The sequence below is a fragment of the Paenibacillus harenae genome (assembly GCF_030812415.1).
GTDB classification, from domain to species: domain Bacteria; phylum Bacillota; class Bacilli; order Paenibacillales; family Paenibacillaceae; genus Pristimantibacillus; species Pristimantibacillus harenae_A.
Genome location: NZ_JAUSST010000001.1, coordinates 94,249 through 106,429, shown reverse-complemented (window position 1 = coordinate 106,429; position 12,181 = coordinate 94,249). Strand labels below are relative to the sequence as shown.

Genomic DNA, 12,181 nt, shown 5'->3' with positions numbered 1-12,181 from the left:
GCGAGGGGAATTATGGTTGCATTAACCGAGGCATATATAGATTCGATTGCACTGAACGCGGCATCCATTAAGAATGGCAAGGATCTCGTTCGCAAAAATAGCTTTCCAATACTGAACCGAACGAAAGACGATACGCTTCTGTTCGGGGAATGCAAGGGCAGCGGCAAGGAGCCCTATCGCTGTTCGGCGGATTTCATGCATCAGGAGCAGCCTGTTTATCGCTGCTCCTGTCCGAGCAGGCAGTTTCCGTGCAAACATATTTTAGGTTTGCTGTATGCAGCTGCAGCCGGTCAGACATTCTCCGTTGCGGAGCTGCCGAGCGACATCGCCGAGAAGCGGGAAAAGGCGGAAAAACGCGAGGAGAAGAAGAAGGAGGCAGCCGTTACGGGCGATGGCGCGTCGCCGAAGAGGAAGGTGAACAAGTCCGCGTTGGCCAAGAAGCTCGCCGCACAGCTTGAAGGCATAGAACTGACTGAGAAGCTGCTAAAGCAATTGGCAACCTCAGGCTTAGCGGCTGCTGACGCAAGGGCATTGCGCCAATATGAGGAGCAAGCGAAGCAACTGGGCAATTATTTCGTTCCCGGACTGCAGGCGTCCTTCCGCGAGCTGATCGATTGCCTCCGTTCGGAGAAAAGCGCTTCTTCCGGCTACGTGGAGGCGGCTGAGCAGCTTACTTCCTTGCATTCGCTTCTGAAGCGAGGCCGGGATTACTTGACCGCTAGAATCGCGGATCCCGAGATGGCTATAAGCACGGATAGCGCGCTTGAGGAGAAGCTTGGGCATGCGTGGCAATTCGCCGAGCTCAGAGAAGCGGGGCAAGTTCGCGAACAGGTTGAATTAATCCAGCTTAGCTTCCGTTCCTACAGCGATCAGGCCCGCGGCGAATACGTCGACGAAGGCTATTGGATGCAGCTGCATGACGGCCAGCTTGTGGCGACTCGCACCTATCGGCCGTTCCGCGCCGCCAAGTTTATTAAGGAAGAGGACTCTTACTTCCATATCGTCCAGACGAAGGAACTGGCTGTATACCCGGGCGAATGGAATCGCAGGGCGCGCTGGGAGGAAATGACGCTGCGGGAAACGTCAGCCGCCGATTGGCAAGCGGTGCGTCAGCACGCCGTCAAATCATACCCGGATGCGCTCAAAACGATTAAAAACGTGCTAAAAAATCCGCTTTCGGACAAAAACCCGTTCATGCTGCTGCATGCCGCAAGGATCGGGCAGACGGAAGACGGGTATGCGATGGAAGATGAGCAGGGCAAACGTATTGCTCTCGGCCATATCGAGGCGATAGGACAGCCAACCTTATCCTTTCTGCCGTTTATTCAGGAGGGAAGCTTGACGGACTGCGCCGTTCTCGTCATGTTCGAGGACCGGTTGGATACAGGCCGGCTGCAAGCGCAGCCTTTAGCGCTTATTGCCGAGGATGAAGCGATACGATTACTCTATTAGACACCAACCGCCGTCAATGCGAACTTATACATTCAAATAACCGGTCAAAGGAGTTAACGATGAGCATACCATTATTACGCGAGTTGCACGAAGACATGCGGCGACTATTCATAGCTGGCGCCTCCCTTGCGCCTAACGACTTGCGGCTGGAAGCGATGCTTCCCAAGCTGGAACGGCTCGGAGAAGCCGCGCCGGTATTCAAGAAAGTTGCCGAGACGGTGAGCGGCGTACTGGGCGCTTCGCCTGACCAAGCGGCAACGAAGCTGCTCGATCTATCCGTGCTGCTCCATGCGATCTTACATACGCAAGGATCGGCGGAAGCAGCCGGAGAACTGCGTCCTATCGGTTTGAAGGACACTTTGGAAACAGCGCCTACCGCCATTTCGTATCGCAAGCTTCAACCGGTCATCGATGCATTGACGAACAGCGGCTCAGGCCGATTGGAGGCCATTCGCCAAGCGAACGCCGATGGCTTGTTTGCGGATATGCGAACGGTTGTTCCGGCCGTCGCGGCACTCGAAGATACGTATTCGGAAATCGCGGAATACGTGGCCGAGGAAGTGCTGCCGAAGATCGGCCAGCGCGCCTTGCCCGTGCTTCATGCGAGCTTCGATCTGCAAGGCGGGAGCGGGGATGCGCGCAAGCTGACGGCCATTTATCGGTTAACGTCCAAGGAAGAGACGGCTGCAGCGAAGGAGCTTGTTCGTAAAGCGGCATTTGAAGGCTCGCAGCCTGTACGGATAGCCGCCATTCATTTAGCCGCTAACGATTCCGATTTTGAGGAAAAGCTGTTGGAGCTGTCGCAAGACCGCAAGAAGGAGATTAGAAGCGCTGCCTTGCTCGCGTTATCCGATAGCGACAGCGAGCAAGCGTTGGAGCGTCTGATGGAGGCGCTTGTCAAGAAAGATACCGCCATAGCGGCCGAACCGATTCGCAGAAGCGGCAATCCAAAGCTGAAGGAGCGCGTGCTGGCATTCGGCGAGGAGCTGCTCGGAGCGATGGCGGCTGATGGAAAGAGCGTTAGCTGGCTGGAGCGGATGCTGGCGGTTCTGGGCGGCCTGAGATCGCCGGACGAACATGCGGCCGAGCGCGATTTTCTAATGAGATTGCTCAATGATGACGCGATAGACGTCACGGAGACGTCGCGTATTCAGAGCGAAGCGGCCGAGGCGCTGCTGGAATCGGGGCATCCCCAGGCGCTGGCATTCCTTCATGAGCTTAGGCATAAGCGGCCGAATCTGCTCGCTTATTCGTTCAAGGCAGCGATTAGGCTCGAGCAGCCTGCGGACGCCTATGAAGCCTATAGACCTTATTTGGATGATCGAAAGGGACCTGCCGCGAAGCAACTGTTGCAGGTGTTCCATGAATGGGTCCCGGGACCGTTGCATGAGCTCCGTCATTCACTTGAGAATGTGCAGCAGCCCGAACCCTCAATTGTATGGGATGACAGATGGGTGCACCGTTTTGTCAAAATGAACGAAGAAGATCTTGTCGCAAGGCTTGCCGTCAAGCCGGACAAGGAAGTTGTCGATTACTTGTTTAACAAGGCCAATGTTAAATCGAACATCGCAACCTACCGTACGACAACGATTTTGCTGGCGCTCGTCCGTCTCGGCCACGAAGATGCTTCAGAGCTGATCATGAGCACGATCGAAAAAGCGAGGCCGAAGCAAATTTATTATTTCGAGGAAGAAACGGACCTGTTGATCGCCTCTCTTCCAAGCCGCTATGCGGATCGGATAAGACTGGTCGAGGATCGATTCTATTATGAAGAAGCGCGCAATAAGCTGCTTGAGCTGGCAGACCTTGTCGCGGCTAAGGCGGAAGAGGATACAACCAAAGGAGCGGGATTGTTATCATGGATCAAAAGCAAAGTACGTTAAGACTGCCGGCCGAGAAGCTATACGCGCATGAGCTTGAAGCGTTGCGAGCGTCGGACAAAGGAGAGCGCCCCGAAGGCTGGCAATTGTCCCCCCGCGCCGTCTTAACCTTCATTATCGGGGGTGAAGCGGGCGGAACGGCCATAACGCCGAAGTATATCGGCAATCGGCGGATCGTGGAGATTGCGATAGCGACGCTGCTGACGGATCGGGCGTTGCTCCTGATCGGCGAGCCGGGTACGGCAAAGTCTTGGTTGTCGGAGAACCTGACGGCAGCCATCCATGGCGATTCATCGAAGGTCATTCAAGGAACGGCGGGAACGAGCGAGGAGCAAATTCGTTATTCCTGGAATTACGCGATGCTGCTTGCGAACGGACCTTCGAACGAAGCGATCGTGAAGAGCCCGATCTACCGCGCGATGGAGACGGGCGGTATCGCAAGGTTCGAGGAAATATCCCGCTGCGCCTCCGAAGTGCAGGACGCGCTGATCTCCATCTTGTCGGAGAAGACGATCACCGTTCCCGAGCTCGGCAGCGAAGTACCCGCTAATCGGGGGTTCTCGATCATCGCAACGGCGAACACGCGCGATCGCGGCGTCAACGATATGTCCGCCGCCTTGAAGCGCAGATTCAATATTGTCGTTCTTCCAGCGCCTGCCGACCTGGATACGGAGATCGACATCGTTCGCAAGCGGGTTAGCGAGATCGCGGCGAACTACCGGCTTGGCGAGGCGCTGCCAACGGAAGCTGCCGTTCATAAGGTCGTCACGATCTTCCGCGAGCTTAGGGCAGGCATGACGCTCGACGGCAAGGAGAAGATTAAACAGCCGAGCGGCGCGATCTCAACCGCAGAAGCCATATCCCTGCTCGTGAACAGCATGGCGCTCGCTTCCAGCTTCGGCGGCGGCAGCGTCTCCGATGAAGACTTGGCGGCGGGGCTGCTCGGCGCGGTCGTCAAGGATGACGGCAAAGACGACGCCGTATGGAAGGAATACTTGGAGAATGTCATGAAGAAACGCGGATCGGAATGGCGCGGCCTGTACAACGCTTGCCGTGAGCTTAGCTCGTGAGCGCTATGAAGGCTGCGGTTAAAGAAACAGCCGGCGTGCATTTGTTCGGTATCCGCCATTTGTCGCCTGCGGGCGCGATTCACCTGCGGCATTTTCTGAACGAAATCAAGCCTGAGCTTGTCCTCGTCGAAGGACCGGCAGACGCAACGCCGCTAATCGGCCATATAACGAGAAGCGGCGTTACACCGCCGGTCGCTATATTAGCGTATACCGACCAATTACCGATTCGCACGCTCGTTTTCCCGTTAGCCTCTTATTCGCCGGAATATGAAGCGTTCCGCTGGGCGGCAAGCAATGGCGCGGAGGCAAGGTTCATCGACCTGCCGTCGAATATAGCAATCAGCATGCACCTTGGCAAACGGGAAGCCGTAGAAGAGGGGATCAAGCAGGAAGCTCAGCAGCACTGGAGCAACGTCAATGAACGTTACGAGAAAGTAGCCGAGCTTGCCGGAGAACCGGATTACGACTCGTATTGGGAACGGTATTTCGAGCATTCGTCCGCCTCGGACACTTACAGAAGCGCGATTGCGGCTTTCTCGGAGCAGATGAGATTGCTGAACGAGGAAGAGGAGCGCAGCAGCACGCCGCTCGAAGCAGCTTCGAACGATATCCGCGAAGCTTATATGCGAAGCAGAATCGCAGAAGCGATCGCTGGCGGCGTACCGGCTGATCGGATCGTTGTTATCGCAGGCGCTTACCACGTATCGGCGCTGACCACGGCGATTGCGCCGATGTCGGACGAGGAAGCGGCAGCGCTTCCGAGAAGGGATACGAAGCTGACGCTGATGCCGTATTCGAATTACAAGCTTTCGAATCATTCCGGTTATGGAGCGGGCAATCACGCACCGGCGTACTTCGACTTAGCATGGCAATGCCTGCAAGCCGATGATCCCGGCAAGCTTGCGCCCCTCTATCTATCCAAGATTGCCGGCTATATGCGCGAGAGCGGCACTTATCGTTCGGCAGCTTCGGTCATCGAAGGGGTAAGGCTTGCCGAGGCGCTTACGTCGCTTCGCGGCGGCCGTCTGCCCGTATGGAGGGATCTGCGTGATGCGGCAATCGTATGCTTGGGGCATGGGGAGCTATCGGTCGTATCGGAAGCGCTTGTGAAAACCGATATCGGAACGAGCATTGGCGCCTTGCCCGAAGGAGTTAGCCAGACGCCGATTCAAGACGATCTGAACCGCAATCTGAAGCTGCTCAAGCTGGACAAATACAAAAGTGCCGTAGCAGCCGACCTGGAGCTTGACCTGCGCGAGAATCGGCGGGTCAAGTCTGAGGAGGCGGCATTCATCGATCTTCGTCGCTCTTTCTTCCTTCAGCGGCTTGAGCTGCTGGGAATCAGCTTCGTCCGCAAGAAGACCATTCGTCAGGACGGCGCCACATGGGCTGAGCATTGGGTGCTGCAGTGGTCGCCGGAAGCGGAGATCCAGATCGTCGAGGCTACGCTCAAGGGCGAGACGGTAGAGCTTGCAGCCGCATTCGCCATTAAGGAAGCGTTGGAGCAGAGTCCCGATCTGCGAACGGCCGCCAAGCTTGTGAAGCAAGCTTGGGAATGCGGCCTTCCATCATCGATGGAGGATGCGAGGCGCATGCTGCAGCAGCTTGCCGTAGATGCAGGCGCTATCGAACAAGTAGCCGGCGCGCTGCGCGAACTGTCCGCGCTCATCCAGTTCGGCGATGTGAGGAAAGCCGATACGAGCGTGCTTATCCCTCTGCTTAAACAATTGTTCCTGCGCGGTACGCTGCTGCTTGTGGACAGCGCCGCCTGCAATGACGAAGCGGCTGCAGCAATAGCGGCGGCGATGATCGATATGCATGCCATCTCGCAGCAGCATTACGACGATGTGGATGACGAGCGCTGGCTGAAGCAGCTGGAGCTGCTTGCCTATCGGGACGATCGCAATGCGAAGCTGTCCGGACTCGCTTTCGCCTTGCTGCTGGAGCGCAATCTGATCAAAGCAGATCGGCTGGCGGCGGAAGTATCGCGCAGATTATCGCCAGGCACGGACGCCGATACGGGAGCAGGTTGGTTCGAAGGCATGTCTCTGCGCAACCGCTATGTCCTTCTATCAAGAAGGCAGCTTTGGGAGCAGCTGGATCTATATATTCACTCGCTCGATGAGACGCAGTTCCGGCGCTCGCTCGTTTATCTTCGTCGGGCATTCAGCGGTTTCGAAGCAAGAGACAGGAGCATGGTGGCGGAACTGCTCGGGGAGCTTTGGGACGTTGGCGCTTTGGAGGGAGGCGACGCATTGTCGCAGCCGTTAAGCGAAGAAGAGCAGCAAACATTAACCGAACTCGATGAGTTCGACTTTGGAGACATCTAATATGGACGATCAACAACGGTTAGAGAAGCTTAGAAGATGGAGGCTCGTATTAGGCCAGGCCGCGGAGCAAAAGCTTGAAGGCATGGCGGGCGGCGGCTCGCTGCTTGACGAGGAAGGGATTGCGATGGATGAGTCGTTAGCCGCGATCTATGACCAGACGCCACCTTGGGGCGAGGAGGATGCCTCGCCTTCAGGCCGCCGCTCGGCCGGATTAGGTTCGTCTGCACCCAAGCTTACCAAGTGGCTAGGCGACGTGAGGACGTTCTTTCCTTCGGATATTGTCTCCGTTATCCAAGGCGATGCGATCGAGCGGAAAGGGCTGAAGCAGCTACTGTTCGAGCCGGAGACGCTCAGACAGATCAAGCCCGACGTTCGCATGGTCGCCACGCTCATGTCGCTGCGCGGACGTATTCCGGAGCAGACGAAGGAGACGGCGCGCCTCCTTGTGAAGGAGGTCGTCGACGATATCATGAGCCGGCTTCGCGATCAGATTACGCGGGCCGTTACCGGCGCGCTCAATAAACGCAAGCATTCGCCGCTGCCGTCGTTCTCGGGGCTCGATTGGAAGCGAACGATCAGCCGCAATCTTCGCCATTACGATACGAACAGCGGGCTGCTCATTCCCGAGCGCTTCTACTTCTTCGATCGGGCGAAGCGAAGCAGGGAATGGACGGTCATCCTCGATATCGACCAAAGCGGCTCGATGTCCGAATCGGTCATCTACGCGTCGATCATCGGCTCGATCTTTGCCAGCTTGCCGTCGCTCGATACCCGAGTCGTCGCTTTCGACACCGAAATCGTCGATCTGAGCGAGCAATGCGCTGCCGATCCCGTCGACATGCTGTTCGGCATTCAGCTTGGCGGCGGAACCGATATCCATAAGTCGGTCGTCTATTGCGAGCCATTCATAACCGATCCGAAGAAGACGTTATTCATCCTTATTTCCGACCTTTACGAAGGCGGCAACCAGTCGGCATTGATACGCAGAATGGAGCATATGAAGCAATCGGGCGTCAGCGTATTATGTCTGCTCGCTCTTTCGGATAGCGGCGCGCCGTCTTACGACGCCGAGCTTGCCAAGCGATTATCCGGCATGGGCATCCCGAGCTTCGCCTGCTCGCCGGATCGATTGGCGGAGCTCGTCGAAGGGGCGATTAAGGGCAAAGATTTGAAGGAGCTTGCAGCGACGCTGTCGCCAGTGAAAGTATAATAGCTCGAATAAGGAAGAGGGCTGAACCGCTGTCATTGACGATGACTTTGGTTTCAGCCCTCTATTTCAATCTTTTAAGCGGAAGGAAGCTCCGTCAACGTCGGTTTCGCGTAACCTTCCTTATACGCGTCGTCGATGATTTGACGGATGCGCTCCAGCTCTACGCCGCTTTCCTTCATTGCCGCTGTCTTCACGGCAATCTCCATACAGACGCCGCAGCGCGTACCGTGATCGTCCCAGACGACCGAGCCGTCTTCTTTCACTTCAGCGATGAAGCAATTGAGATTGCTTCGATGTCCTGCGCTCTCGCCGCAGCCGCAATAGCACGGAATGTAGGGCAGCGTATCGGTCAAGGACGCCGCGACGGCATAGGCTGTCCGTATCGTTGGCGACGCGGCGTTCAGGAAGGAAGGGAGTTCAGCCAGAGAAGCTGTCCGTTCCTGGAGATCGCCGGAAACGGTATGATGCTGGTCCTCATGCGACGATGTTTCCTCGTTATGAGCCTCATGCGCGTTATTCGAGCAGCCGCCAAGCACAAAACCGGCAAGCACGAGCAAGTATATGGCAGAACGAATCGATTTTTTCAAAGGAATGGAACTCCTTTCTGTATGTAAGCTTCCTACTGACCATTATATCATCTTATAAGCTGAGAGCTTGAGTAGGATATTGACAAATCATAGACAACAGGAAAACTAACGCTATTTTACTAGTTACAGCTCATGGGTTTTATTGGTAAAATAAACGATGTAAGCGATTTCCGCCGGAAGGGGCATGATCGATTGTACATGCTGCGATTTTTTCGCCAAATGCCGCATCCGTTCAAGACGGGCACTTTACGGCGAACGCTTGTGTTCTACCTGCTCATAGCATGCTTATTCCCGCCCGTCTTGTTCTCGGTCTATACGTATTCTTCCTTGCATTCGATTCTCTCCAACAAAATACGTACCGGAATCTATGCAAGCCTTGAACAAGAGGCGACCGGGCTCGAAAATTTGCTCAGCAATCTCGACTTCGTATCCAAGCAATTCGCGCTCGACGGACTAACCGCCGAGAAGGTAAGCGAATATTTGAACACGGAAAGCGTAACCGAGAAGGCGGAGATGATGAAGGATATCGAGTCAAGCCTTAATATCGTTAACTTTACGAATCCGAATCTCGGGTTAACCGTTTATTATAGTCCCGGCCAGCAAAATCCGATTCTGTTCACGAATCTTGCCGTTAGCGGCGCGTTCGGCGTTGATCATCTTCCAGCCTTCGTCCGCTACAACGGCGCCGACTACTTTGGCCCGCATCGTACGCAGTACAAGAACAGTACGAATATCGTTTTTTCCTCCATGCGTGAATTGAAGACGGACCGCGTCGATTCGGCCTACATCTATTTGGAATCCAACTATAATTTGTTTCGCAAAATCATGAACAGCGAGTGGTACGGTATGAAGGTATCTCATTACTTGATCAACGAGCAAGGACAGGCGATCTTCGCCGATACCGGCATACCGCCGTTCGACCCTAGACAATTGCGTTGGGAAATGGCCGTGTCCGAAAGCAAGCTGTTCAAGAGCCATTACCTGTTCGGCTACGAGAGCGCCCAAGGCTGGAAGCTCGTAACGGCAGTCGACCAAAGCATTATCAATCACGAGATCAATGCGTGGTTTCAGCGCATAGGCTTGCTGTTCGTAGGCTCGTCCGCTCTGGCGATCTTTATCGCGATGCTCATCTGGCGCAAAGTATATGGCTCGCTGCGCAAAGTGAACAAGGAAATCGTCAAGATGACCGGAGACAGAGAAGCGCCGGTCAGCTACACCCAAATCGAGGAGTTCGACCAATTGCTCGGCAACTTTCAAGTGATGAAGACGACCGTCAACGAGCTGATTCACGAGGTCGGCCGCAACGAACGGATGAAGAGCCAACTAGAGACCGAGAAGCTGCTGAGCCAGATCAATCCGCATTTCTTGCACAACACGCTCAATACGGTGCAGTGGTTAGCCAGATCCAACGGGCAGGAGGATATCGACCGCATCGTCACGCTGCTCGTGCAGGTGCTCCACTATAATATGGGCAAGCCGGGTTTGATCGTAACGGTACGGGACGAGATCGAAGCGCTGCAAAAATATATCGAGCTGCAAAGCATCAGATACGAGGGGGAGCTCGACTTCCGGATCGACGTCGATCCACGGACGAATCATATCCCGATTCCGAGATTTCTGCTGCAGCCGCTTGTCGAGAATGCCATCTATCACGGCAAGAACGAGGATCATGGCGTAATTCGCATTACGATCCGGCAAACGGAGCAGGCCAAGATGCGCGTGGAAGTGGTCGACAACGGTCCCGGCATGGACGAGTCTACGCTGGCACGGCTGCTTGGCGCGGGGGACGGAACACCTGTTCTGGGCGGGATGGGCATTGGACTTAATTATGTGCGGCGATTGCTTGACCGTTATTATGGCAACGGCGATTTGCTTCGTATTTCGAGCGCGCCGGGACAAGGAACCGTGCTCTCCGTTGAAATACCTGCAGCTATCGAGGACGGAAGGATGGGATATCATTGACTAAGGATGATCGTATGAGGCGATTAATAAATCGTATACTGTTGTTGACAAGTGGTTTCGGATTGCTCCTAGCAACGGCTTGTCAGAACAATGAGCCTACTTCAACTGCCAACGATCAGATGGAGGCTGAGTTGCCTTTCCATCCCCCCGTTACGTTGCGGATCGCATACTCTTACTCCGATATCGAGCTGCCCGAAGGCGATAATAGCGACAATAACTTTCTGACCCGGTACATTGAGGAACAGACGGGCGTTGCCATCAAATACGATTGGGAAGCGGGCGGCGAGGACAACTATAAGAGCATGCTCAATCTAGCCATCCGCAGCAACGATCTTCCCGACGCGTTCATCGTGAATCGCGAGCAGTTCCGAGTGCTAAAGAATCAGCAATTGATCGAGGACCTTACCGACATCTATCCGAGGTACGCATCGCCGCTCGTCAAGGAGATCTACGATTCGACAGGCGGTCAGGCACTAAGAGAAGCATCGGTCGACGGCAAGCTCTACGCTTTACCTAACGTTGCGATTGAAGCGGACGCCCCCTCTTACGTATGGATAAGGCAGGACTGGCTCGAGAAGCTGAAGCTGCAGCCGCCGAATACGCTCCAAGACATGGAGAGGATCGTCCGCGCATTCATAAAAGGCGACCCCGACGGCAACGGAAAGAACGACACGACGGGCATACCTGTGGAGCGCACGCTCGTATATGGCGAGAAGACGGGCGTACACGGTCTTAACGGCGTGTTCGCCGCCTATCATTCTTTTCCAAAGAGCTGGATCTACGATGGGCTGGGCAATCTCGTTTACGGGTCGATTCAACCGGAAGCTAAAGCTGCGCTTGCCAAGCTCTCGGAGTGGTATAAGGAAGGCATAATCGATTCGCAATTCGTGCTCCGCAAAGAAATCAACGATCTCGTTACGAACAACAACGCCGGCGTTGTGTTCGCGCCATGGTGGGGTCCATACTGGCCGCTGATCAGCTCCGTATCGAACGATACAAAGGCGGAATGGCGGGTGTATTTGGCACCGACCGACGCGGAAGGCATGTTCGTCACGAAGACGGCGCCGCTGACCGACCGTTACTTGGTCGTCCGCAAAGGCTACGCATACCCGGAAGCTGCGCTTAAGGTACTGAACTTGTTGACGAAGCTGGAGCGCAATCAGGTTCCGAACTGGAAGGCAGGCGAGCAGCTGCGGACGATCGCGGAGCAGCAAGGCGCTCATCTTCGCAACTATTACCCGTTCGATCTGCTGCTCGATTATCCGGATGCTGTCGTCAAGCGGCATGACCAGCTCATTCTGGCATTGAATCGGGAGATTGAACTGGATTCCCTTGATACGGAGACGAGAACGCTGTACGATAACTTGTTAATGGAGATCGAGCATCCGCGCAAAAACCTGGAAGCCTGGAGCAGCTCGCAAGCGTATTTGCTGGGCGGTGCCGTTAGCAAGAAGCCGATGATTAAGGTCGAAAGCTTGTTTTACGATACGACTCCATCGATGGAGAAGAAGTGGGCAGCGCTGCAGAAGCTTGAGAACGAGACGTATTTGAAAATATTGACCGGCGAGCTGCCGGTCGACGCTTTCGACTCCTTCGCTCAGACTTGGTCGAATCAAGGCGGTAATCAAATAACGCAAGAGGTGGGTGAAGAAGTGCGTAAAGCGCAGGCTTCCGAACAGCCATGATTTGC

8 protein-coding genes are annotated in these 12,181 nt (G+C 55.2%); 7 read left to right on the top strand and 1 reads right to left on the bottom strand.

Annotated elements, in window-relative coordinates; genetic code table 11:
- Positions 1 to 12: 12 nt before the first annotated feature.
- From J2T14_RS00455 to J2T14_RS00435, 5 genes are read left to right on the top strand one after another with little or no spacing between them, the layout of a single operon-like run.
- Complete coding sequence (locus tag J2T14_RS00455) at positions 13 to 1,452, top strand: SWIM zinc finger family protein (RefSeq protein WP_307466672.1); 1,440 nt, start codon at positions 13 to 15, stop codon at positions 1,450 to 1,452.
- Between the two features lie 59 nt (positions 1,453 to 1,511).
- On the top strand, positions 1,512 to 3,335 hold the full coding sequence (locus J2T14_RS00450) for a HEAT repeat domain-containing protein (RefSeq protein ID WP_307466666.1): 1,824 nt from the start codon (positions 1,512 to 1,514) through the stop codon (positions 3,333 to 3,335).
- Positions 3,311 to 4,402, top strand: a complete 1,092-nt coding sequence (locus J2T14_RS00445) for an ATP-binding protein (protein ID WP_307466664.1) — start codon at positions 3,311 to 3,313, stop codon at positions 4,400 to 4,402. Before J2T14_RS00450 ends, J2T14_RS00445 begins: the two co-directional genes overlap by 25 nt.
- A 5-nt stretch (positions 4,403 to 4,407) precedes the next feature.
- Entirely contained in the window at positions 4,408 to 6,732 is a 2,325-nt protein-coding gene (locus J2T14_RS00440) for a DUF5682 family protein (protein WP_307468551.1), read from the top strand.
- A 1-nt stretch (position 6,733) separates the two neighbouring features.
- Positions 6,734 to 7,942 (top strand): VWA domain-containing protein, encoded by a 1,209-nt coding sequence (locus J2T14_RS00435; RefSeq protein ID WP_307466662.1) that lies wholly within the window; start codon positions 6,734 to 6,736, stop codon positions 7,940 to 7,942.
- Between the two features lie 74 nt (positions 7,943 to 8,016).
- On the opposite strand, the gene J2T14_RS00430 is transcribed toward J2T14_RS00435, so the two are convergent.
- Positions 8,017 to 8,529 carry a PCYCGC motif-containing (lipo)protein gene (locus J2T14_RS00430; protein WP_307466659.1) on the bottom strand — a complete coding sequence of 171 codons (513 nt, stop codon included), beginning with the start codon at positions 8,527 to 8,529 and terminating at the stop codon, positions 8,017 to 8,019.
- 198 nt (positions 8,530 to 8,727) lie between these two features.
- Here J2T14_RS00430 and J2T14_RS00425 point away from each other — a divergent pair, with 198 nt between their 5' ends.
- A complete protein-coding gene (locus J2T14_RS00425; protein WP_307468550.1) occupies positions 8,728 to 10,491 on the top strand; it encodes a sensor histidine kinase in 1,764 nt (587 codons plus the stop codon).
- Complete coding sequence (locus J2T14_RS00420; RefSeq protein WP_307466657.1) at positions 10,488 to 12,176, top strand: extracellular solute-binding protein; 1,689 nt, start codon at positions 10,488 to 10,490, stop codon at positions 12,174 to 12,176. The genes J2T14_RS00425 and J2T14_RS00420 overlap by 4 nt, the downstream gene beginning before the upstream one ends.
- Positions 12,177 to 12,181 lie beyond the last annotated feature (5 nt).